Here is a 23,720-nt window from a genome sequence, read left to right on the forward strand (position 1 = left end):
TAGACAATTCCGAATTCAGATTTTGGAACGGCCATCATGACAACGCAGGTCGCAAAAGTTGCGAAGACGCCCAGTCGAACTGAGCTCAAACAGACCACGCTGACCGAGACGATTTACCAGGAGGTTCGAGCTCGGCTACAACGCGGAGGCATTGCCGCGAACGAACGCATTCTCGACTATGAGATAGCCAACGAATTCGACTGCACGCGCATGCCTGTTCGTCAGGCACTCCTGCGACTGGTGAACGAGGGATATTTGGTCGGGACCACGCGCGGCTTCGTCATGCCCATGCTGACGAACGCCGACATCCATGAGATTTTCGAAGTCCGCCGGTTACTTGAACCGAGCGCGGCAGCCGGCGCGACCGCTGCGCTGACCGATAAGCATGATGCCGCGTTAAAGCGTGGCTACCAGAACGCGCGTCGAGCGTATGAAAAGCAGGACGGCGTCGCGTTGATTGCGGCCAATGTGGAGTTTCGCGATGTCTGGCTCGGCGCCGTACAGAACAGGCGGCTGCAGGAGACCATCAGACGCTTTACCGATCACGCCCAGCAGGTCAGATCGCTGACGTTGACTGATTCGTCCACCCAGAAAATCGCGCTTGATGGCATGCATGACTTGCTGAACGGTTTCCTCGAGCGGGATGCGAAACGCGTCAGGACGACGATGCTCGAATTCATCCTCAATGCCGAGCAGCGATATTTCGTGTTGGTGGAAGGCCAGGATTGTGCATAGGGCGATGCACGTGGGCAGTCGCTGGCACAGCGGTGACTAATAGAAAAAGGGCGAAAGAATGAGCGACGCTTTCGCGAGTGTCCTCCATCTTGCATCGCTCACACCGTTTCCAGATCCAGACGTCACGCGTGCTCATCCGTCAGTCGATCTGGTGATGCTTTCCCACGCGTCGAATTCCGCACTGAGCGACGAGAGCTTTTCCCGGACCAAACCGAGTGCGTCACTGCCCAGCAGAAGATGCGATGGCGGCTCGTCGCTCTCGATAACGGACAACATGGCACGTGCGGCTTTGGCGGGGTCTCCGAGTTGCCTGCCGCTCTTCTCTTCGCGTCCCTTTCTGATCGGATCGAACAGGGAATCGTAGTCCGCGATCGAGCGCGGGGTTCGCACCATCGATCGACCAGCCCATTCGGTACGGAAAGAACCAGGTGCCACTGCCGTCACGCGGATGCCGAACGGTTTGACTTCTTTACTGAGGACCTCGGTAATCCCCTCCAGGGCGAATTTACTGCCGCAGTAATAGGCGATGCCCGGCATGGTGATAAAGCCGCCCATCGATGTGATGTTGAGGATATGACCGCGTCGTCGCTCACGCATGGACGGCAACACACTCTTCATGACGGCAACAGCGCCGAACACGTTGACGTCGAACTGCCGACGCATTTCAGCCAGCGATGACTCTTCCATGACGCCTTCGTGGCCGTAACCGGCGTTGTTCACCAGCACGTCCAGTGGCCCCACGTTTGCCTCGATTTCGTTGACGACATCTGCAATTGAATCGAAGTCGGTTACGTCAAGTACCCGGCCGAACGCGCTTGCGGCGTTAAGCGCCTCGAAGCTCTGCCTTGCCTGCTCGCTGCGTACCGTGCCGACGACCCGATAGCCTGCGGCAAGCGCTTCCTCGGCCAGTGCGCGTCCGAAGCCGCTACTGACACCCGTGATGAGCATGGTTCTGGTTGATGGCATCGCGAATGCTCCCTGAACTGGTTTGGAAGGTTGCATGTTATTCTGATAACTCTTCGCAAATTAGACCCGATTCTCTACTTTTATTGCCTATTTCTATGAGCAAGGCGGTCCCTAAAAAGAGTATTAGCCGATCCGTTGCCTCGGCCAGCGCACGTGAACAGCGCCGGATGGTGACCCTGCTGAGCGCGCTGGCCCCGCAGGAAGGCTACAACCTGACTGCCTTGCGCGATGTACGTATCCTGCGGTCGGACCGGGCGCTGTCGCGCACGCCGGTGCTATACGATCCCGGCATCGTGATCGTATGCCAAGGGAGGAAGCGGGGATTTTTGGGTGACCAGGTCTATGTGTACGACGAGCAGCACTATCTCGCCGTCGCGGTGCCGGTCCCCTTCACGATGGAGACCGACGCGACGCCCGAGCGTCCCCTTCTGGCCCTGTACCTGCATCTGGACTTTCAGGTGGCGGCCGAACTCATGATTCAGATAGATCAACATGGCTTGCCGGCCTCGGGCGACGTGCCGCAAACCATGATGTCCAGTCCAATGGATGCGTCGATGCGGGCGTCCGTCCTGCGCTTCCTGGAGGCAATGAACCAGCCACTTGAAGCCGCAATCCTTGGCCCGGGACTGGTACGCGAACTGTACTTCCGCGTTCTCACCGGCGCGCAAGGCAACACCATGCGCGCGGCGTTAGCGATGCAAGGGCAATTCGGCAAGATCGGCAAAGCGCTGGAGCGTATCCATGCGACTTATGCAGAACCGCTCGACCTTCCTGGTCTGGCCAACCGGGCTGGGATGAGCGTGCCTACGTTCCATAGCCACTTCAAGGCCATCACGAGTACGTCGCCGATGCAGTACGTGAAATCCACCCGATTGCATCAGGCTCGCTTGCTCATGGTGCGCCAAGGCATGACGGCTGAGGCGGCATGCCATGCTGTCGGCTATGCCAGCCCCTCGCAATTCAATCGGGAATTCAAGCGACTTTTTGGCCGCACGCCGGCTGCAGAGACGAAACGTCTTCGCGAAAGCTTCGCGCTGCCTCCCGCCTTTCCAGAGTCAAAGTTCGTCTCTTCGCATTGAGCGCAGGGGTTGCGGCCTATTCAGCCACGTTCTCTGCCTCGTGCGTAACGCCTCGCTGACCAGCCGGGTGCACGTGTGTCATTCACAGTTTGGCGAGGACGCTGGCCGAGCCATGGCGCCATAGAATCAACGATCTATAGTTATCTTGAGCAGCGAAATTACCGGCTGGTCAGTTGGACCCAACTTTCACTGATTTTCAGCGATGAACCAATCCGGCATATTCCCGTATCAGGTATAGATCGGATTGTCAGTTCTTACTATCCCGCGCGCCTCTATGACCAGGCAGGTGGATCTAATAGCTCGCGCCTGCCAGCCGCGAAACTGGGCGCCGGTCGCAAGGATTGCGGCGCCCCATGCGCTTGAAGTACTCGCTCGCTTTGTGCATGCGCTTATTCGCGGCTGGTTGTCACCTTTACCCGCTGTTACTTACCAGCGGCTGGCGACACGACGCTCGGCGTCGCCAGCGTATTGTTGCTCTTTGGCGCGCTGGACGTCGAGTTGCTGTCCGTGCCACTCGGCAGGCCCGAGTTCGGCGACCTGGCGCCCATACCACTGTCCGAGTTGCTGGCGCCTGGCGTGCCGTAGCCGCCCGTTGCACCATTCGTGGGGTTCACCTGGTTTGTCTGGTTCGCCGGCCCAGCCGTGCTGCCTGCCGAGCCGCTGCCGCTCGGACCTCCGGCGGTCTGGGCACACACGCCGCCCGACAGTGTAAGTGCGGCGACAGCCGCGAGTAATGCGCTGCTTGTCTTTCTCATGATCCGTCCCTCCTTGATCGAAATGGCATAGGAACGCAGACGGGTACCGCCTGCTTAACCTGAAACGCAGCAAGCGCTGTGCCGCGCGTACTTATGGAGCGAAATCGCCGGGTCTTTTATCAAGAGTTATGCATCGCGGTTAAAAACTTAAAGTTCGCGCAAACATCGCCGATAAATAGTTTCGCCGTGTCTGCATTTGCCGTGGGGGCTTCCCTCCAAAGACACTGCCAGGAGCGGCCACACTCTTAATCCACTAATAAAAGTCATGAATAACAAAACACTTTCAACCTCTGCAGCCGCAGGCATTATCGTTGTCGTTGCACTGCTGACGGGCTGTACTTCGCTTCCTAAAACAGATCTCGCCGCCAGCAATCGCGAAAAGCTCCATTCGATCGCCATGCTGGATGTCACCGAACCGCGCGGCGAGAGCGTAGTCAACCTCGGTGGTGCTGCCGGAGCATTTGGATTGATTGGCGGGTTGGTGCAAGCTGGAATCAACTCCAATCATACGAGTACGTATACGCAGCATGTGGCGAGCGAAAAAGTCGCCTTCGCTCCCGTCGTCAACGATGGCCTGACAACGCGACTGTCCAGTAACGGCTACGACATTGTCGCGTTGCACGACCAGCATGCCAAGCTCTCGAGCGACGGCAAGTCCGACGACTTTTCCGGTATCACGACCAGCGCCGACGCTATCCTGAGCGTATGGATCACGTCGTTTGGTTATGTGTCCCCGCCGGAATCGAGCGATTTCATTCCGATGGTCGTCGTCCGCGCTCGCCTGCTCGACTCGAAGTCCAGGCAAGACATGTACTTCAAGACATTCGCCTGCGGTTGGGATATCAAGGCCAATTCCGTTCATGTCGAGGCGGACGCCAAGTATCGCTATGGCAGTTTCGGCACGTTGATCGACCAGTTCGATCAGTCGGTCGCAGGCCTCAAGGATTGCGAGCAGGCAGTTGTCGCCGCCATAGGCCAGGATCTGACGAAGCAGCAGTGACGGTAGCGATGCGTGCAGCCGTCCTCGGCATTCCCGAGCGCGGCGAGGTCGCTGATTGCGCGTGCCTGCCGGCGCCGGCAAGGACCTCGGCTCAGCAATGACAAAGTCCGCGACTCTCCCATGCACGCGTCTGAATGCCTCTCCGGACATGGGAATGGGCGACCGTCGCTCGTCGTACAGCAGCCGGCAAGCAGTCAGAGCGCCGCCTCCTCTCACTGCGCGGCGCCCACCCACAGGTTCGAGCCTTCTTACCAGCGCTGGTGAACCTCAGGCGCGATATAGCGCTCATAGACCTCACGCACGCGCTGCATTGCCTCACCGGACAGCGGCGCGAGATTCGCAGCCGAAACGTTCGACGCCGCCTGGGCCGCGTTCTTACTACCCGGGATGATGACGGACACGGCCTCTTCCATGAGAATCCAGCGCAGCGCCAGTTGCGCCATCGAGGCATCCACCGGTACAAGTCCGCGCAGCTCGTCGACCGCTTTCAACGCGATGTCATAAGGCACGCCGGAGAACGTTTCACCGACGTCGAACGCCTCACCGTGGCGGTTGAAAGCACGATGGTCGTCCGACGGGAAAACCGAATCCGCGGACATCTTGCCCGTCAGCATGCCGCTTGCCAGAGGCACTCGCGCGATGACCGCAACGTTCTTCTTTTGCGCCTGCCTGAAAAACAGTTCGGCTGGGCGTTGCCGGAACATGTTGTAGATGATCTGCACCGACACCACATTGGGATACTCGATCGCCTTCAACGCTTCCTCGACCTTTTCGACCGACACACCATAGAAGCGGATCTTGCCAGCCGCGACAAAGTCATCCATCGCGGCGAACACCTCGGGATGGTAGTAAACCTCCGTCGGCGGGCAATGCAATTGCACCAGGTCGAGCGTATCGACGCCGAGGTTCGACAGGCTACGGTCGATGAAACCCTCGAGCGCACGCTTATTCGTATAGCCAGCCGTCACATGCGGGTCGAGCCGGCGGCCAAGCTTGGTGGCCACGACGGGACGTTCGCCGCCACGTTGCCGCAGCACGTCGCGGATGATCCGTTCCGACCGGCCGTCGCCGTAGACGTCCGCCGTATCGATGAAAGTCACTCCGCTATCGAGCGCGGCGTTTAGCGCGGCCTTGGCGTCATCTTCGGCGACACCGCCCCACGAGCCGCCAATCGCCCATGCCCCAAAACCGATTTCCGAAACATTCCAACCGGTACGACCGAATTTTCTTTTCGAAAGCGTCATGTCAATGCTCGTCCTGTGTTTTGCAAAGTTACGTCGTGGGCATTTCAATGAGCCGCACTGTCTTGATACCGGCGGCTTATTAATTCGTAGTGTAGCAAGCAAGGGCAAGATGCAGCACAGAGGACACGCCCATGTAGTTTGGAGAGCTGACCTTCAGAATTATTGCCCCGCGTAGTGGGCAGCGCCGTCCATCTTCCCCTGGTGCTTGCGCCAGCCTGCTGGCGGCATACCAAACTCTCGCTTGAAAGCCCGGCTGAACGCCGCCTCCGATTCGTAGCCAATCTGCTCCGCCACGGCCGCGAGCGATTTGCCGCCGCTCAGCAATTCCTGCGCGGCGATCTGCATCCGCCACCGCGCGAGGTATTGCATGGGCGGTTGTCCAAGCAGGTCCGTGAAGCGTTGCGCCAACGCGGAACGCGACAGCCCGACCTTGCGCGCGAGTTCGTCGACGGTCCAGGGGCGGACCGGCTGAGCATGGAGCAACGAAAGCGCACGCCCCACGAAACGATCGCGCACGCCGGCTAGCCATCCCGTCTGGTCAGCAGGAAGTGCTTCAATACAGCTTCGTACCGCTTCGACAAACAGAAGCTCCGACAGTCTCGCCAGGACGATCGTACCGCCCGCCCGAGAATCCGCCGCCTCGGCGGCCGCGAACTTGAGCGACGACTCGAGCCACGCGCCGCGGGGGTCGTTGCGCATGTCGATCTTGAAGAGCCGCGGCAGCGACGAGAGCAAGGGGTTAGAGAGCGTATCGTCGCAAGCGAGGAAGCCGCAAACGATGCGGGTGGGCGTGCCGCCCCCACCGTGGGACAGGGTCATCACTTCGCCGGGCGCGGTTTCCATTTGTCCGCCCAGCAGCGTGTCAGCCGGCGTGGGCGGAAGATCCAGCGCGCTGCCCAGCAGGTGCGCTTCGCCTTGCGGTACCACCAGCACTTCGCCGGCATTCAGATGAAGGGCCGACGCAGGCGCGCCCGCCAACTGCGCCCAGCAGCTTCCCTCTATGATCAGATGATACGAGATGACCCGCTCGGAGCGGGGCAGATAGGCGGCGCAGAGCGCAGCATCGGTGCGCCCTATCACGCACCAGGGAGACGTGAACGTGCCATTGAGGTACACCGCGCCGCTCAGGCGAACGACGCGCAGCACGTCAGAAACTGCATCCATAAGTAGCTCGCTTGAAGTGCGGCTCCCCCAGCAGGAGACCAGGACAGGTGGTCGTTTTTTTAACCTGGTCGAGGTGTCAATACTATACCCGGCGGCGTCGCCGACAAATCCCTTACGGGGTTTTCACTGCGCCCCGCGGATGATGCTCGATGCCGTTGCTTGCTTATATAAATCACACGCTTGCATAAGACGATCGGGCAACGATTCCGGACGTCCTGCAATGAGTGGGCCGAACGCCGGCAATACGTGGACGATCGGGCAGAAAACATCGACGCGCGGGCAGGACGGCAGCTCCTTGCGAAAGGCAAAGTTCATCGCAGGACGGGGCAGATCAGCGTCAGTCCCTTCGCAGCGAATTCTTTTGCTGCTGCGTCACCCGATTTGTGCTGACCGTTTCACGCTATGTGACCTACAGGTTCCGCGCAAACGACATAGCGTGAGATGCCGATGAAACGCCTGATCAGCCTTGCGATGTACCACCCGTTCGTCGCCCTGTCCGTGTTCTATTTGACCAACCTGATGTGCAACGTCGACTACAGTCTGTCCGGCGCATTGCTCGTTCTGGCAGCGAAATCCGCGTCCCGTCTATTGAGTCTGTTCAACAAGGGATAGCGCCGCGCCGATCTCTCATTGCGACGCCCGGGGCAAGCATTTGCGCATATAGCGCGCGAACCGCCATACATGGCGGCTGAACGGCCCAGCACTTTCTCGAGATTTAGTTTCACAGGAATGACATGACCATTTTGTGTCCTTGTACGCGACCACTACGCGATCATTACGAGACAGATCTCTCGTTACACTCCGACAACGCTTGTCATATTCAATAGCCGTACAGTGCAGAGAAGGGCTTACGACACGAGCCCGTTCATCCAATCACTGGGATAAGAAAATGACAAACCGGACCTCACCTGAAAGCGCAAAACAAACGCCTCTTTCGCGGCCATCGATATCACGTCGGCCACGCCTGATTCGATTCCTCGCACCCATATTGCTCCTTGGCGCAACTGCCCCCGCCGCATTCGCCCAGGTCGTGCTCGTTCCCGCGCCTGCGCCACGCTACGAGCAGGCACCCGCGCCACGGCCCGGCTATGCGTGGCAGCAAGGCTACTGGCAATGGGAACATGGCAGATACGCGTGGACACCGGGCGGTTGGACTGCGGCGGACGTGCACGCGCGCCATGCATACCCGGACCGTTTCGAGCGCGCATCGCTGGCGCCTGCGCCGCGCGTGGAACGTCTCTCGGCTGACGCGCTCTTTCCGTTCGACCGGGGCAATGTCGGCGACATCAGCGCGTCCGGGCGCGCCGATATCGCCCAAATCGCAGCTCGTCTGCGCAGCAGCCGTGCGAGCCACGTCGAGGTTCGCGGATACACGGACAGATTGGGCTCGGATAGCTACAACATGAATCTTTCGCAGCAGCGGGCGAACGCTATCAAGTCGGCGCTGGTCGCTCAAGGCGTTCCCGCAGCAAAGATCCGGGCCGTTGGTTTGGGCGCGCAGGATCCGATCGCCCAGTGCAATCGCCCATCGGGGCCCGGACTCGTGCAATGTCTGCAGCCGAATCGGCGCGTCGAATTGGTGAGCTTCGTTGCGGACGATCGGCGCTGGGCCGAGCGATACCAGTAATTCGCGCATCAAGGTTCGGTCATTCGCCGGATGAACATGCGGCCAACGTCTGTTGTCGTCAACGCTGTTGCTGTCGGCACAGCGCTATTAACAATTATTTACTCCTGCAGGGCGACGGAATCGATACACTGCTCGACTCTCGCTTCAGTCGTCCAATCTTCAATCCGGTCAATAAGCCAGCACTCTACTTCCTATGAAAGCAAAGCAATTCGTTATCCTCACGCTCTGCGCCGCCACGGGTCTTTCGTCCGGCGCGTTCGCACAAAACAACTCGCGAGGCGGCCCCGATAATCACGGTCCGTACGCCGGTCAACAACACAACACCGGATACGTCGATAACGCCAATCATGGCGGACCGGACCATCGCCCTGGTCCCGACCGGCAATCTCCGCATGCAGGCAATGACCGTTTCGACGACCATGGTGGCCCGCGCGGATGGCATCGCGGCGATCATCTGCCGTCCGATTACCGCGACCGCCAGTACGTCATCGACAACTGGCATGAACATAACCTCCAGGCGCCGCCGCGCGGCTATCGCTGGGTGGGTATCAACGGGGACTATGTCCTTGCCGCCGTCGCAACCGGCGTGATTGCACAGATCGTTCTTAGCCGCTGAGTCGACGATTCGACGGAGAAATGAGCACGCGCTCCGGTCGGCGCGTCCTCCAGGATCGGCGCGAATGTAACCGCGCCGGTTTCAATTCCGAATAACCCGATTCGAAAGCCCGCTCCGCTTCTTGTTGCCTTTTCGCCGCGAATAGAACTGCCATCTATTTCCGTCGGCGCTCGCCACTGAACGGTCGAACTGTCTTGTCGTGCAGATGCAAAAGCACGTCCCGCAAAACGATCGCCTGATTGTGTTCCTCATCTTTGGCGCCATAGACGAGCGTGATTGGCTGACCAGCAGCATCGCTTAGAAGTTGCCGCATCCGCGCGCACATCTCGTCACTGCCAAGTTCGTCACGATAGCGTTGCTGAAAGACGCTCCATCGTTTCGGATCATGCGCGAACCATTCGCGCAACGCCGAGCTCGGGGCGAGTTCACGCGCCCACTGGTTCAGTTTGAGCGTCTCCTTGCTGCGTCCGCGCGGCCATACCCTGTCGACGAGAACACGATAACCGTCCGACGGGTCCGGCACTTCATAAGCGCGCTGGATGACAATCTTCAGATTCCTGGTGCTCGCATGCGGCATAGGCATCTCCGCTCGACAGAATGTTCTATAAGGCCTGTCTCACCTGATTTTATTCAGCCGTGAGCGCTGCCACCCTTGTGCGAAGCATCGGCACCACTTCGTTGTCGAACCACGGATGATGCTTGAACCACGCCTGATTGCGCGGCGACGGATGAGGCAACGGAATGAAGGCCGGTGCATAGTCCGCCCATGCCCTCACTGTTTCCGTTAGCGAAGGCTCGCGGCGTTCACCGAGAAAATGACGTTGCGCATATTGGCCGATCAACAACGTCAGTTCGATCTTATTCAATCTCTCCAGCAGGCTATCCAGCCACAACTGCGCGCATTCGCGGCGCGGCGGCTTGTCGCCGCTACTTCCTCGCCCGGGATAGCAGAAACCCATGGGAATGATGGCGAACCGCGTCTCGTCATAAAACGACGCGGCATCGACGCCGAGCCACCCACGCAGGCGCTCGCCGCTGGCATCGTTCCAGGGAATGCCAGAGCTGTGAACTTTTGCACCGGGCGCCTGGCCGACAATCAGAATGCGCGAGTCGACCGCGGCACGCACGATGGGCCGCGGACCCAGCGGCAGATCGTGCGCGCAGGCGCGACAGGCACGCACGTCGGCGAGAAGGGCTTCGAGGGTAAGTGGTGCGGGCTGGTTCACGTCATGGCATCGGGTTGTGACGAGGCATGCGGCTCGCGGCCCTGCCGCGCAAAATCCTGAGGAACGGTGCATTTGCGTCGCGGCCCGCTCACGCGGAAGGCCCGTTGCGCGGCAAAGGGTATCGCGCCAGGCATTGTCCGGAATGTGCCGCCCTGCGCTTACCGTGATCATTCATTTTACAACCGCGACCAACGAGCGCCCGTTATATGCGTAAGAAAACAACGGGCCCGAAATGTGCAACGCACATCTTGTGCGTGGCAGCACGCAAACCGTCTGCCATCGCAAACTGGTGGAAAATGCGGCGCCATACCGGCGCAAAGTCGTCCCGAATATCGCCCTGAACACAGGAGATCATCATGACCGGCAAATGGTTTTCGCGCTTCTCCAGCTACCTTTCCACGATGACCGGCAGGCCCTCCACCTTCGTGCTGGCGGCCGCGCTCGTGCTTCTGTGGGCGATTACAGGCCCACTCTTTCATTACAGCGACACGTGGCAACTCGTCATTAATACGTCGACCACAATCGTCACGTTCCTGATGGTGTTCCTGATCCAGAACACTCAAAACCGCGATACGGCCGCGATGCAGATCAAGCTCGACGAGCTGATTCGCGCAATCGAGGGCGCACACAATGCACTGCTCGATCTCGAAGAACTCGAGGAAAAAGACCTGAGCCGGTTTCGCAAACATTACGAAAAACTGGCTGAAGAAGCGCGCACGGTGTTGCGCGCCGGCGGCAGCGACACCGACTCGCCGTTTGTCGATAATAGCGATGAAGGAGATAGAAAATGATCTTTTGACGATCTTTTCTCCCGATATCGCAAGAGATCATCAAGTTGAACGTGACGCGGCTTCCCAACCGCGGTGTGCAACGTCGCGCCCGTTATGCACGCCGCAGCCTCCTAACGCTGCGTGTCATACAGGCGATCGGGAACGAACAGCGCCGTGATACCGCTCAAAAAGAAAACCCCGCCGACCACCAGAAAGCCGATGCCGATTGAAAACTGCGTCGCGAGGTAACCAATCACGATGGGCGCCGCACCCGAGCAGAAACGGCCGAGGTTATAAGAGCCGCCTACTGCCGTACCGCGAATCGATGTAGCGAAGCTCTCGGACATGAATGTACCCACCGTGCCAAGCGGCACACCGTACAGAAAGCCGAAGAGCAGCATCAGATAGACAATGTTCTCCCGTGTATGCCAGAAGATGATGACGGGCAGAAAGAGCGCCGCGCCGACGCAACCGAGCACATACACCCCGCGACGGCTCCAACGGTCACCGAGCCATCCGGCGAAAATCTTGCCGATGAAGGCGACGACGAACGTCCCGATCATGTATCCCGCCATCGCGCTGAATTTCACATGCAGTTCTTTTTCCAGGTAAGTCGGCAGCCAGTTGTTCAGGCCATAAAACCCGGAGAGTGAGAAAACGGAAATCAGGGTCCACAGAATGAACAGGGTTCGTGACTGCCGACTGCTGAAGATCGCGTAGTAGCGGTTACTGACGAGCCCGCGTTCGCTGACATGCGCGGCAGCGCGACTCGCCTGCCAGCTTGCCGGCTCGGGCACGACGAATTTGATCACGAGCGCGAGCAGCACCGGCAGCGCCGACACGTAATAGAGCGTGCGCCAGCCGTAGTGCGGCAAAATCCAGTTGCTCAGCGCAATGACGACGATATAGCCCGCCGAGATGCCGGTCTGCAACACGCCGAGAATCAGCGAGCGCCGCGCAGTCGGCACGTATTCGGCGACGAGCGTGGTCACCAGCACCATGCAGCCGATGCCGAGCGAACTGATAAACCGCACCGCCGCGAATTCCAGGAAGTTATGGGTGAGCCCCAGCAACCCTGCGCCCAGCGAAAAGAGCGCTAGCGCCCACGCCACGACCCGCACGCGGCCCAGCCGATCGCTCGCCCAGCCGCCCAGAATGCCGCCGATCGCCATCCCCACCAGCGTCAAACTTCCCAATGCGCCGGACTCGACATTGCTGAGTCCGAATTCGTTTTTGATTCGCGTGAGCGTCAAGCCGTACATCATCACATCGGCGCCATCGGCCAAGAGCGCCAGGTAGCCGAGGATAAAGACGAGCAGCCAGCGGTTCTGCGCTTCGAAGGCCGTGCCCGCGGTGGTCGGTGTGATGGAAGCCATAGTTCTCGTTAGCGGTAGTTAGCGGTAGATAGACGTGGCGCCATCGGCGCGCGCTTGCCGCGTGAGCAAAGCGGGCGCAAGGAAGCTGCCGATCAGCAAGCCTATTGCCTCATGCCCTCGCTTGTACCAGCCTTCGACATGCGTCATGTTCATCGTGCCGATGCATTCCCCGTCGTACGCGATCGGGATGTTCAGGATCGAGCCAAGACCCATGCCGGTCATCACCGCATGATCGTCGAACGCATCGCGAATGTGTTGCGCGGTTTCCGCCCGGAACGGTTCGAGATCCTCCAGAATCTGTTTCGACCACGCCGTGCCGCGTTTTTTCTTGCGCCCGCCAGGCGGATAGACATCCGGCATGTTGGTATAAACGCGCTCGACCTCGTGGCGCCGCGCATCATAGGACATGATGGTGAACAGCTTCGCGCCGATGGCGCGCGCCGCCACCGCGTGAACCGCGCGGAAGATGTCCGTGGGCTGGCCCCTCATGCGCATGGCCATTGCGAGACTTTCAAGGTCCGATAATTCGAGCGCCTTCATGGCTGGCGGTGCGGCTTCGATCTGCGTGGCTTGCATAGTGGGTGTGTCAAATTGAGAAATGCAGGCCGCTCAACCGCGCATTTCAGTGGAGCTGAGCGGGCCGCGAAGGTCCGGCGCCGCCTCCGCGCCTTGCACTTCGATGTCTTCGAGCGAACGGTTGCGGGTCTCGATACCGAGGAAGAAAACCACGCAGGCGCCGATCAGCAGAACCGACGTGGTCATCGCGAACACGCCCAGGAAGCCGAGTGTGGGATAGACGAGGCCGACCAGAATCGGCGCGCTCACCGAGCCGATCCGGCCGAACGATGAAGACGAGCCGGTGCCGGTTGCACGCACGCTCGTCGGGAAGACTTCGGGCGTGTAGGCGTACACCCCGGCGAACGCGCCGTTCATGAAGAACGACAGCGCGATGCCCGCCGCCATGATCTGCAGACCCGTATGCGAAAACGCGAGCGCGATCGCCGCCATCCCGCCGAGCAGCATGTAGGACGCCACCACCGCCTTACGGCCGATCCGTTCATTGAGCCACGCCGCCGAGAAATAGCCCGGAATCTGCGCGCCATAGATCGCGATGGAATAGCCGAAGCTCTTCGTCATCGTGAGCCCCTCCTTAAGCAGCAGGCTTGGAATCCACGAGAAGAACGAGTAGTACGCGAACGCGACCGAAAACCACATCAGCCAGCTCACCGCGGTCGTGCGTGCGAGGCGCGGCGACCACAGCGTCAGCACGTTCTGCCACGCGCCGGTTTTGATCGGCGCGGCGGCGGGCAGCACCGCGGAGACCGAGGCGGGCGCGAGACGAATGCCCCGGCTCGCGAACCACGCCTCGATTTCGCTGACGATGCGGTTCGCTTCGCCGCGCCGTCCCTGGCTTTCCAGCCAGCGCGGCGACTCGGGTAGCGTCCTGCGCCACCAAAGCAGCATCACGACCGGCAACGACGTCGCCACCGCGAGGTAGCGCCAGCCGTCGGCGAAGTTGCGCACCACGCTGAAACCGAGAATGGCCGAACCCAGATAGCCGAACGACATGAACCCCACCAGCGCGCCGCAAAAGATGCCCCGGTAACGCCGGGGCACGAATTCGGCGAGAAACGGCGCGATCACCACCGTCTCAGCGCCGGAGCCGAAGCCCGCGACGATGCGCAACGCGAAGAACGTGTGCCAGTCGTTGGCGGTGGCGCTCGCGAGCGAGGCGGCGCAGTAGATCGCCAGCGCCGACATCATGATGCGGCGCCGGCCGATCACATCCGCGAGCACGCCCGACAGGAACGCGCCGAAGAAGTAGCCGATGTACGTGCTACTCGCGACGAGCCCGCTCTGGGCGCTCGTGAGATGCCACAGCTTGCTCACGACCGGCAGCAGGAACGCGAGCGACGATGAATCGAGTCCATCGAACATGTACCCCAGCCCGCCGATGAGCAGGAGCTTGCGATGAAAGCCCGAGATCGGCAGTCTCTCGAGGCGGGCGGCGACAGCGGACACGGCGTTTTCTCCCAAGGAATGAATACGTTTGGCGGGCCGTGAAATCTATCGGCCGACAGCGTATGCCTGCATCTGACGCGGTGTCGCCGCGCCACGCATCAAGCCGTTTCGGATTCCCACCGCGCAGACACGGCCCAAAGCCCAAGGCTCGGCCACGGTCAGGTCGTGTCCCCGCGCGCGCAACTCGGCCAGCGTGTGTTCGGGGAAGCGCGATTCGGCGGACATCTTGCCGAGTTGCATCGAGCGCGGATAGAACGAGCCGGGGAAATGAGCGGTCTGGAACGATGGCGCGTCCGCGGCAGCCTGGAAGTTCATGCCGCCGTGTACGTGCCTGAGGAACAGCTGGAGCGACCATTGATCCTGCTGGTCGCCGCCCGGCGTTCCGAACGCCGCGTAGGGCTTGCCGTCGCGCGTGACCAGCGTCGGCGACAGCGTCGTGCGAGGACGGCGGCGCGGACCGAGCGACGACGGCAAGCCCTCTTCCATCCAGAACATCTGCGCGCGCGTGGTCACGTTGAAACCGAGACCGGGCACGGCGGGCGACGCCTGCAGCCAGCCGCCCGACGGCGTCGCCGACACCATGTTGCCCCAGCGGTCCACCACGTCGAGATGAACCGTGTCGCCGCGCAGTTCCGGCAGCGGCGCGAAGGTCGGCTCGCCCTGGCCGAAGCCGCCGGACTGCTGCTTGCCGGCGTTGGCCATGATCAGCGCGGCGCGGCGTTCGCTGTCCTCCAGCGCGCCGGGACGGAATTCGAACGACGCGCGCGCGGGATCGATCAGCCGACGGCGTTCGTCGTTGTAGGCGTCGCTCAGCAGCGTTTCCATCGGCACGCGCGCGAAGTCCGGGTCGCCGTAGAACACGTCGCGGTCCGCAAACGCGAGCTTCGAGCACTCGATGACCGTGTGCACGAAGTCGGGGCCGAGCGGGTCCATGGCCGCAAGATCGAAGCCCTTCAGCAGCGCGAGCTGCTGAAGGAACATCGGCCCCTGTCCCCACGGGCCCGTCTTGTGAACCCGCAAGCCTTGATAGTCGTAGGAGACCGGGTCCTCGTAGGTCGGCTCCCAGCGCGCCAGATCGTCCGCGTCGAGCAGGCCGTGGTTGCGCAGGCCGGACGTGTCGAGCACCGGGGTCGAGCGGAAATACTGGTCGATGGCGTCGGCCACGAAGCCGCGATAGAAAACTTCGCGCGCGCGTTCGCATTGCTCGGCCCGGTCACTGCGGGTATTCGCTTCCCGCAGGATGCGCCGGTACGTATGCGCAATCGCCGGATTGGCGAACAGGTGGTTGGGTTGCGGCGCGTCGCCGTTGCGCAGCCATTGCTCGGCCGAAGTAGGCCATTCGGTCTGGAAGAAATCCTTGATGGCCAGAATCGACGAGGTCATGCGCGGCAGAACCGGATAGCCGTTTTCCGCATAACCGATTGCATAACTCAACACGTCTTCGATCGGCAGCTGCCCGTAGTCGCGCAGCATGGCCATCCATGCGCCGAACGCGCCGGGCACCACGGCCGGCAGCAAGCCCGTTCCCGGCACGACCTCCAGCCCCAGCCCGCGCATGCGCTCGATCGTCATGGCCGCCGGCGTCACGCCTTGGCCGCACAGCACGCGCACCCGGTCCTCGCGCGCGCTGTAGAACACGACCGGCAGTTCGCCGCCCGGTCCATTCAGATGCGGCTCGACGATCTGCAAAACAAAACCGGCTGCGGCGGCTGCGTCGAACGCATTGCCGCCCTTCTCGAGAACGGCCATCGCGCACGCGCTGGCGAGCCAGTGGGTCGAGGCCACCATGCCGAATGTACCGAGCAGCTCGGGACGGGTTGTAAACGACATGCATCACTCCTTTTGCGACGAACGGCAATGACGAACTGAACCAATAAACAAAGGTTCAGCAAAAACAACACGCCAGAATAAGGCGAAGCACGGCGGACTTCAGCCCCGTGTTAACCCGTTATTTGCCCAATAATACAAGATAAAAAAATAATCAACGCGAGCCCGGCGAGTCCGGTGATTCTGCTATCTTTGATACCAATTTACATTGGTTCATCCAGAAGATAGGGGAAGTCGATGCTGGACAGGTTGCTGAAATATATTGCCGGGCATCAACTGCGGGACGGGGACGCACTGCCTCCCGAACGCAAGCTCGCCGAAGACCTCGGGGTCAGCCGACGGGAACTGCGCGCCGCGCTTGCGTCGCTGGAAGCGTCCGGCCAGGTGTGGCGCGGCGTCGGCCGTGGTACCTACCTGGGTGCGCGGCCGCTGAAGTTCGCCCCCACCCTGCGCGGGCTTCGCGCGGGAGCAAGTCCGGCGGACATCGCGGAAATGCGCCTGCTGTTCGAGCCGGCACTCGCGCAGCTTGCCGCGACGAAAGCAAGCCGGGACGATTTGCTGGAACTGGAGAAATGCGCGCGGAAAAACGCCGCGGCCAAAACAGATGAAGAGTGGCAGCAATGGGATCACCGGTTCCATTTGCTGATCGGACAGGCCACCCGCAACCCGGCGCTCATCGCGTTGATGGAAGTCATCAACGGCATGCGCGTCAAACCGGACGTGCGCGAGAAGACGGCGGCGCAAGCAACGCGGCAATTCTTTGCCCGCCAGCATCAAGCGGTCGTCAGTGCGATGAAGGCACGTGACGGCGAGGCGGCCGCCCGGTCCATGCGCGACCATCTGCTGAGCGTCCAGGGACGCGCTTCTTCCGGGCGGGACGACGTGCTCGACGGCACGGATTGAGGAAACCGGCGCAAGACAGGCTCCGCACTCGGGGCTGGCACTATGGAAATATCCGGTTAGACCAGTTAGAGTTTGAACAGGCAAACGGACTCGTCCGTTACACCGTCTTTTATCAGTCCGCTTTCTCGTGGCACTCGTAAAACGCCTATCAGCAGCCGGCGGCACGCCTACGCCGCGGCACGCGGGCGCAAGCAACTGACTGGTCTCCGGGCAAGACAGCGTATGGCTGTGCAAACAGTCACCGGGATGATCGCCCTCCAGCCGGCCCTGGCCGTCGCAGCAAATCCTGACAAGAATTCGACACGCCGATCCGATTTGCGCTACCGAAGGAGAAAACGATGACGCCATCCGACTCGCTCGCGGCACGCCGCGCGCTCGGCCGCCAGGCGCGCAAGAACACCCCACGCAGCGCGCACACCAAGATCGGCAACACCGATCGCGATCCGGTCGGGTTGTTGCGGGAGAGCAGCCAGGGACGCGTCGAGGCGCTCATTCCACTGCGCTATGGCCGCATGCTCGCCTCGCCGTTCACGTTCTATCGGGGCAGCGCGATCATTCAGGCGCATGATCTCCACGGCACCGCCAACAGCGGCTTTCATTTCCAGATCTGCGGCGACTGCCACCTGATGAACTTCGGCGGTTTCGCTACGCCGGAGCGCGCGCTGGCTTTCGACATCAACGATTTCGACGAAACCGCGCCCGGGCCCTGGGAGTGGGACCTCAAGCGCTTGACCGCAAGCTTCTACATCGCGGTGAGGCATCTCGGGCACGGTGACAAACTGGCCGACGAAGTCGTCGCACTCGCCGTGCAGAGCTATCAGCGATGGACCGAAAATTATTCGGCGCTGAGCCCGCTCGAACTCTGGTATGAACTCATCACGTTCGATCGCCTCGAACAGACCGTGACCTCGGACGATGCACGCCAGCACGTTCGCAACAGCGTCGAACGCGCATCGCGCCGCACGCACGAGACCATGCTCCCCAAGCTCGCCAGCCACCGCGACGGCGTCTGGCAGATTCGCGACGCGCCGCCCGGCGTGTTCCACGTGCACGGCAAGACCACGCTTTTCACCCACGACGACGACTGGCTCGGTCTCGGCGACTGGCGCAATCTGATGGAGCCGATCTACCGGCACTACCTGAAGTCCCTCGGCGTGGTGCGCGGCAATCTGCTCGCGCACTTCTCGATGCAGGACGTGGCGTTCAAGGTGGTCGGCGTCGGCAGCGTGGGCACGCGATGCCTGATCCTGCTGATGGTCGATCCGCACGAGAAGCCGCTGTTCATCCAGTTCAAGGAAGCCTCGACTTCCGTCGTCTCGCGATATTTCGACGCGCGGTCTCCCAGGCATCAAGGCCAGCGGGTAGTCAACGGCCAGCGCCTCATGCAGGGCGCGAGCGATCCGTTTCTCGGCTGGACGTCTGGCCCGTTCGGGCGGTACATCTACGGGCGTCAGTTGCGCGACATGAAGGTCTCGGCCACGCTCGAACTGTTTTCGAAGGAGACGTTTCGCGAGTATGCGAGCCTGTGCGGCTGGGTGCTCGCACGAGCCCACGCGAAAGCCGGCGGCCAGGCGACCGAGGTGACGGGCTACCTGGGCAACGGCGACCAGATGGTGGAAGCGCTCGCCAGCTATTCGCGCGCTTATGCCGATCAGGTCGAGCAGGACTACGAGAAATTTCGCGACGCGTGCCGTAACGGCCAGCTTCAGGCGCGTACCGATGCTGACATGGCCGCCGATTTCGCAGCATAAAGCCCAGCATCCAGAGGTCTAGCCATGGCAACGTTTCGCGCCGCCCTCGCCGTTCTGCTTCTGGCGCTGCTGTCAGCCTGCGCGAGTCTGCCGCCGCAAACCGGGCGCGTCGAAACGCATGCGATCGAACCATCGGACAGCACGCGTCTTGGCGCGGCCTTCGTGCCTCAGGAGCGCCAGCATCCGGATCAGACGGCGTTCCATCTGCTGCCCGACGGCGTCGACGCGTTGCTCAGCCGCGTGGCGCTCGCCGATGCGGCGGACCGCACGCTCGACCTGCAGTACTACATCTGGCACGACGATCTGACCGGCCGGCATCTGGCGAACGCGGTGCTGCGCGCGGCGGATCGCGGCGTCAGAGTGAGAGTGCTGCTGGACGATCTCGGCACTGGCGCGGACGACCAGGTGCTGCTCGCCATCGCGTCCCATCCGAACATTCAGATACGGCTGTTCAATCCGGTCGCGAACCGCCGCTTCAAGATGCTCGGCTCCGCGATGGAGTTCAGCCGGGTGAACCGGCGCATGCACAACAAGTCGATCATCGCCGACAACGAAGCAGCGATCGTCGGCGGCCGCAACATCGGCGACGAGTACTTCGGCGCGTCGAGCGACGTCTCGTTCGGCGACCTCGACGTGCTGACGTATGGCGCCGTGGTGCGCGACATTTCGAGCGCATTCGATCAGTTCTGGAACTCGGACGCGGCGTATCCGATCGAGCGGCTGACGGGTCATCCTGCCGACCCCGGCGCGCTCGCCGCGTACCGCGCGAAGCTGGCGGCGTTCGTCGCTTCGCAACGCGACACGCCCTACGTGACCCAGGCCACGCGCCGCTATGCCGAAATAATCGCCATGCGCGAAATGGACGTGTCCTGGGGCAAGGCGACCCTGCTCTACGACGATCCGGCGAAAATCACGCGCTCACCGAACGATCCGACCGGGCATCTGCTGTCGCAGTTCAGGACCCTGAGCGTTGAACCGCAGAAGGAGATGCTCATCATTTCACCGTACTTCGTGCCCGGAAAGGAAGGCGTCGCGTGGCTGCGCAAGGAGGCCGGCCGCGGCGTTCGCGTGACCGTCCTCACCAATTCGCTGGCGGCCACGGACGTGGCCGCCGTTCACGCCGGATATCAGCGCTATCGTAAGGACCTGCTCGAGGCGGGCGTGCATCTATACGAACTGAAGCCTGCGGCGTCTGAAGATCCGCGGCAAAAAAAGAAGTCGATACTGGGGTCGTCGAAAGCCTCGTTGCATGCCAAGACTTATGTGTTCGACCAATCCGGCATCTTCATCGGCTCGATGAATCTCGATCCGCGCTCGATCACGCTGAATACCGAGATCGGGCTCTATTGCGAAAGCGATGCGCTCGCCTCGGAGGTGGTGAACGGAGTCGAACCGAAGCTCGATCAGATCGCGTGGCGGCTCGAAGCGCGCCCCAGCGCAAACGGCACGGCGCGAATCGTCTGGATCGACACGAATGCGGACGGTACGCAGACGGAGGGCGACGAGCCGGGCGTGTCGGGCCTGAAACGCGTGGGCATCTGGTTTCTTGGGCTATTGCCGATCGAATCGGAGCTTTGAGGAAGGGGTAGGGGCTATTGCCGGGGGCGAGCGCCATGGCATGGGCGAGCGCACTGCGCGGCACGCCAACCCGCAACACGTCGTGGCGCGGGCTGCACGGCAATCGCCAGGTGACGCATCCGCATCCGTCGTTTGCGAGGTCGATCTCCGGCGCCGCCCGTCACCACGGTCACCACGCGCCGGCACGCCACCCGCCGGATCGCAGCGACGCGTTCGCGATCAGCAGCAATGCGGCGCCGGCGAACCCACTCGCCACATGCTTGAGCGCATGACCGGCGACCAGATGATCCGATAGCGCCCACACCTGCCAGTCGAGCGTTTCAAAGACTTTGGCGATCGCATAGAAAATGATGACCAGCCACCAACCGGACAGCGCCTCGACCTTCCGTATGAGCGTCATGCCGACGACGAGCGCGAGTCCGCCGAACTGCAGGATCGCATAGGGCCACAGGCTGTCGAACGCCTGCCAGTAGACCACCGTGCCCACCGAGACGGCGACGAGTATCAGCATCTGCACCCAGCCCACACGCTGTTTGGTCGCCGACGTCCACAGCATCGCCAGAATGCCGGCGAAGACGATCGTCATCGGAAAACGATCCCATACGAGAGTCGCGTCCGTCGGCATCTCGTGATAGTAGGCCGAGCCGAATGCCGTGAGGATCAGCCCGAGGGACGCCACCAGCATCCCGGGAAATTGCGCGGGCTGACGCGACGCATGCCGTATCACCCAGAGAAGATTGAGCAGACCGGCTACCAGAATGACGAGGTTCGACAGCACGTCCGACGCGTTGTGAAGCACGCCTATCGAGCGCTCGTCGGCGAAGTGATGATAAGAAGCCGGCTGCGACAGAGGCCACACGGCTTGCAGCGCCGCGCCAATCGCGAACAGCAGGACACTGCCAAACAGCAATCGGGATACCTTCACTTGCGCGACTCCTGATTGTGCAAACCGCTCGATTGATTTCTCGCCACGCGGCTCCCGAGCGGAGCCAGGGTTGCTCCCCGTTCGAATTTGCGCGACCCGCCGATACCATCAGGCACACTGATTTCGCAACCGGCAGACTACCCCGCGAATTTCGGCAATCTTCCAGACATAGTATTCTGACCGCACAACGCAACGCACGGGTTCGCCTCGAGCCTTCACGACCACCCGCGCATCGGCCGGTGATCAGCGGTAAATGGTCGTTGCGATATTGCCATGTTTGCTTGGCTCGCGTAATGGCTTGCCTGATTGTAAAACCCGATGGACGACAATTGGCCCGAAGGACACTATGGATCGTAAGCGAGCGCTGAGACACCACCCGTTCCACGCAATTCGTCGACCGATTGGCGGGGTTTCAGCGCTGCTGCTATGCGCAAGCCTGCTGACCGGCTGCGCGTTGCCATCGCTCGAGAACCGCACCGAGTCAACTTCGTTGACGCCCGCGCAGGCCGCCTCCACCGATCTCGGCCGCGCCGTCAGGCCCGCCCTCGAGACGCACGCCGGCCTGGCGGGCATCTACCCGCTCTCCGATGCGCATATGGCGTTTGCCGCGCGTATGGACCTCATCCGTTCGGCGCAACGCACGCTGGATATCCAGTACTACATCTGGCGCGATGACCTGACGGGCACACTGCTGCTCGAAGAAATCCACGAGGCCGCCGACCGCGGCGTGCGCGTGCGGCTACTGCTCGATGATCTCGGCATTGCCTCGTCTCTCGACCCGACGCTCGCGGCACTCGAAGCGCACCCGAACATCGAGGTCCGCCTGTTCAATCCGTTCGTCGTGCGCAAACCCAAATTCATCGGCTTCCTGACGGATTTTCCGCGCGCCAATCGGCGCATGCACAACAAGTCACTGACCGCGGACAGCACGGCGACGATACTCGGCGGCCGTAATATCGGCGACGAGTACTTCGATGCCACCGACGGCATCGTCTTCTCCGACCTCGACGTATTGGCGGTCGGACCCGCCGCCGCCGATGTCGCGCGGGACTTCGACCGCTATTGGGCCAGCGCGTCGTCCTACCCCGTCGAGCGGATTCTGCCGCAGGCGCGCGCCGATCAGCTCGACGTGCTCGCGAGCAAAGCGCAGGCCATCGAGCGAGATCCCGCAGCCGAAGCCTATATGGAAGCGTTGCGCGGCCCGCACGTCATACAGAAGATGCTGGACAACACGTTGCCGTTCGACTGGGCCACGACGCACATGATCAGCGACGACCCGGCGAAAGGCCTGCGCAACGCGCCGCCGGAGGCGCTCATTTCGCATCAGATGCGGGAAGTGCTCGGCGATCCCACCCGGGAAATCGACGTCGTGTCGCCTTATTTCGTGCCGGCCAGGACCGGCACGCAGTACCTGACCGGCCTGGCCGAGAAGGGCATCACCGTGCGCGTGCTGACGAATGCGCTCGAAGCGACCGACGTCGCCGCGGTTCACTCCGGCTATGCGAACCGGCGCGTCGAACTGCTCGAAGGCGGGGTTCGTCTGTATGAATTGCGTCGTTTGCCGGGCAGTCATCACAAGAAGGAGCAGTCGCCGGGTCCGTTCGGCAGTTCCGGGTCGAGTCTGCACGCGAAGACTTTCGTGGTGGACGCGCAGCGGGTGTTCGTAGGGTCGTTCAACTTCGACCCGCGCTCCGCCTATCTGAATACGGAATTGGGCCTCGTGATCGACAGCCCCGAACTGGCCAGCCAGATCGAGGCGACTTTCCTCGCGTATGTGCCGCAAGTCGCCTATTCGGTGCAGCTCGATCCGAATGGCAAGATCTTCTGGATCGAGCGAAACGGCGACACGGAAATCCGGCACGACACGGAACCCAATACGACATGGTACGGGCGAATGGGTATCTGGATGCTGTCGATTCTGCCAATCGAGTCGCTTCTATAAGCCTTTAACGGGGGGGACAACGGGGGGCCGCCAATAAGGGATTCTGATGATCGGGGCTTTCAGTTGGCATCTGAATGCCTTGCAAATGGCAGTGGGCGTTCGACGTTGTCCCGAGCGGCAAAACTCGCGTTCCTCTTTTGATCCCATCTGTCTATACTGGCCACTGGCCGACGTACAGAAATCAAAACTTTCTGAAGGGGGATCGATGTTCTCT

At 61.5% G+C, this 23,720-nt stretch carries 22 protein-coding genes; 11 read left to right on the forward strand and 11 right to left on the reverse strand.

Annotation, left to right across the window (positions count from 1 at the left end; all coding sequences use genetic code 11):
- Positions 1-36: 36 nt before the first annotated feature.
- Positions 37-735, forward strand: a complete 699-nt coding sequence (locus tag CIC12_RS24675) for a GntR family transcriptional regulator (protein ID WP_168667898.1) — start codon at positions 37-39, stop codon at positions 733-735.
- A 132-nt stretch (positions 736-867) separates the two neighbouring features.
- Here CIC12_RS24675 and CIC12_RS24680 read toward each other — a convergent pair whose 3' ends face one another.
- A complete protein-coding gene (locus CIC12_RS24680; protein ID WP_168667941.1) occupies positions 868-1,701 on the reverse strand; it encodes an oxidoreductase in 834 nt (277 codons plus the stop codon).
- Positions 1,702-1,868: 167 nt separating this feature from the next.
- Here CIC12_RS24680 and CIC12_RS24685 point away from each other — a divergent pair, with 167 nt between their 5' ends.
- Complete coding sequence (locus tag CIC12_RS24685) at positions 1,869-2,780, forward strand: AraC family transcriptional regulator (RefSeq protein ID WP_168667943.1); 912 nt, start codon at positions 1,869-1,871, stop codon at positions 2,778-2,780.
- A 422-nt stretch (positions 2,781-3,202) separates the two neighbouring features.
- On the opposite strand, the gene CIC12_RS24690 is transcribed toward CIC12_RS24685, so the two are convergent.
- Positions 3,203-3,535: a hypothetical protein gene (locus CIC12_RS24690; protein WP_168667900.1), complete on the reverse strand. Its 333-nt coding sequence runs from the start codon at positions 3,533-3,535 to the stop codon at positions 3,203-3,205.
- Between the two features lie 265 nt (positions 3,536-3,800).
- Here CIC12_RS24690 and CIC12_RS24695 point away from each other — a divergent pair, with 265 nt between their 5' ends.
- Complete coding sequence (locus CIC12_RS24695; RefSeq protein WP_238812877.1) at positions 3,801-4,535, forward strand: hypothetical protein; 735 nt, start codon at positions 3,801-3,803, stop codon at positions 4,533-4,535.
- Positions 4,536-4,783: 248 nt separating this feature from the next.
- On the opposite strand, the gene CIC12_RS24700 is transcribed toward CIC12_RS24695, so the two are convergent.
- Both CIC12_RS24700 and CIC12_RS24705 read right to left on the reverse strand, forming a co-directional pair.
- Entirely contained in the window at positions 4,784-5,779 is a 996-nt protein-coding gene (locus CIC12_RS24700) for an aldo/keto reductase (protein ID WP_168667947.1), read from the reverse strand.
- Between the two features lie 159 nt (positions 5,780-5,938).
- Positions 5,939-6,943: an AraC family transcriptional regulator gene (locus tag CIC12_RS24705; protein WP_168667901.1), complete on the reverse strand. Its 1,005-nt coding sequence runs from the start codon at positions 6,941-6,943 to the stop codon at positions 5,939-5,941.
- A 447-nt stretch (positions 6,944-7,390) separates the two neighbouring features.
- On the opposite strand from CIC12_RS24705, the gene CIC12_RS24710 reads away from it, so the two are divergent.
- From CIC12_RS24710 to CIC12_RS24720, 3 genes are all read left to right on the forward strand, one after another.
- Entirely contained in the window at positions 7,391-7,555 is a 165-nt protein-coding gene (locus CIC12_RS24710; protein WP_168667852.1) for a hypothetical protein, read from the forward strand.
- 376 nt (positions 7,556-7,931) lie between these two features.
- Positions 7,932-8,570, forward strand: a complete 639-nt coding sequence (locus tag CIC12_RS24715; protein WP_168667903.1) for an OmpA family protein — start codon at positions 7,932-7,934, stop codon at positions 8,568-8,570.
- 193 nt (positions 8,571-8,763) lie between these two features.
- Positions 8,764-9,186 (forward strand): RcnB family protein, encoded by a 423-nt coding sequence (locus tag CIC12_RS24720; protein WP_168667905.1) that lies wholly within the window; start codon positions 8,764-8,766, stop codon positions 9,184-9,186.
- 154 nt (positions 9,187-9,340) lie between these two features.
- Here the strand turns inward: CIC12_RS24720 and CIC12_RS24725 are convergent, their stop codons facing one another.
- The gene (locus CIC12_RS24725; protein ID WP_168667906.1) at positions 9,341-9,763 is read right to left on the reverse strand and encodes a DUF488 domain-containing protein; all 423 of its coding nucleotides are present in this window, start codon (positions 9,761-9,763) and stop codon (positions 9,341-9,343) included.
- A 49-nt stretch (positions 9,764-9,812) separates the two neighbouring features.
- A complete protein-coding gene (locus CIC12_RS24730) occupies positions 9,813-10,412 on the reverse strand; it encodes a uracil-DNA glycosylase family protein (RefSeq protein ID WP_342030566.1) in 600 nt (199 codons plus the stop codon).
- 356 nt (positions 10,413-10,768) lie between these two features.
- Between CIC12_RS24730 and CIC12_RS24735 the strand changes: the two genes are divergently transcribed.
- The gene (locus CIC12_RS24735) at positions 10,769-11,203 is read left to right on the forward strand and encodes a low affinity iron permease family protein (protein WP_168667908.1); all 435 of its coding nucleotides are present in this window, start codon (positions 10,769-10,771) and stop codon (positions 11,201-11,203) included.
- Between the two features lie 110 nt (positions 11,204-11,313).
- Here the strand turns inward: CIC12_RS24735 and CIC12_RS24740 are convergent, their stop codons facing one another.
- Genes CIC12_RS24740 through CIC12_RS24755 form a run of 4 tightly spaced genes read right to left on the reverse strand, consistent with a single transcriptional unit; the run spans position 11,314 to position 16,410 of the window.
- A complete protein-coding gene (locus CIC12_RS24740) occupies positions 11,314-12,558 on the reverse strand; it encodes an MFS transporter (protein ID WP_168667909.1) in 1,245 nt (414 codons plus the stop codon).
- A gap of 18 nt (positions 12,559-12,576) precedes the next feature.
- Positions 12,577-13,134 carry a GAF domain-containing protein gene (locus CIC12_RS24745; protein ID WP_168667910.1) on the reverse strand — a complete coding sequence of 186 codons (558 nt, stop codon included), beginning with the start codon at positions 13,132-13,134 and terminating at the stop codon, positions 12,577-12,579.
- A 33-nt stretch (positions 13,135-13,167) separates the two neighbouring features.
- A complete protein-coding gene (locus CIC12_RS24750; protein WP_168667911.1) occupies positions 13,168-14,580 on the reverse strand; it encodes an MFS transporter in 1,413 nt (470 codons plus the stop codon).
- Between the two features lie 45 nt (positions 14,581-14,625).
- On the reverse strand, positions 14,626-16,410 hold the full coding sequence (locus tag CIC12_RS24755) for a gamma-glutamyltransferase family protein (RefSeq protein ID WP_168667912.1): 1,785 nt from the start codon (positions 16,408-16,410) through the stop codon (positions 14,626-14,628).
- Positions 16,411-16,644: 234 nt separating this feature from the next.
- On the opposite strand from CIC12_RS24755, the gene CIC12_RS24760 reads away from it, so the two are divergent.
- From CIC12_RS24760 to CIC12_RS24770, 3 genes are all read left to right on the forward strand, one after another.
- A complete protein-coding gene (locus CIC12_RS24760) occupies positions 16,645-17,310 on the forward strand; it encodes a FadR/GntR family transcriptional regulator (RefSeq protein ID WP_168667913.1) in 666 nt (221 codons plus the stop codon).
- A 338-nt stretch (positions 17,311-17,648) separates the two neighbouring features.
- The gene (locus CIC12_RS24765; protein WP_168667915.1) at positions 17,649-19,061 is read left to right on the forward strand and encodes a DUF2252 domain-containing protein; all 1,413 of its coding nucleotides are present in this window, start codon (positions 17,649-17,651) and stop codon (positions 19,059-19,061) included.
- 24 nt (positions 19,062-19,085) lie between these two features.
- Complete coding sequence (locus CIC12_RS24770; RefSeq protein ID WP_168667917.1) at positions 19,086-20,639, forward strand: phospholipase D family protein; 1,554 nt, start codon at positions 19,086-19,088, stop codon at positions 20,637-20,639.
- Between the two features lie 169 nt (positions 20,640-20,808).
- Here the strand turns inward: CIC12_RS24770 and CIC12_RS24775 are convergent, their stop codons facing one another.
- A complete protein-coding gene (locus CIC12_RS24775; RefSeq protein ID WP_168667919.1) occupies positions 20,809-21,564 on the reverse strand; it encodes a hypothetical protein in 756 nt (251 codons plus the stop codon).
- A 346-nt stretch (positions 21,565-21,910) separates the two neighbouring features.
- On the opposite strand from CIC12_RS24775, the gene CIC12_RS24780 reads away from it, so the two are divergent.
- A complete protein-coding gene (locus CIC12_RS24780; protein WP_168667921.1) occupies positions 21,911-23,506 on the forward strand; it encodes a phospholipase D family protein in 1,596 nt (531 codons plus the stop codon).
- Positions 23,507-23,720: the final 214 nt, after the last annotated feature.

The organism is Paraburkholderia sp. SG-MS1 (assembly GCF_012275575.1).
In the GTDB taxonomy this organism is placed as follows: domain Bacteria; phylum Pseudomonadota; class Gammaproteobacteria; order Burkholderiales; family Burkholderiaceae; genus Paraburkholderia.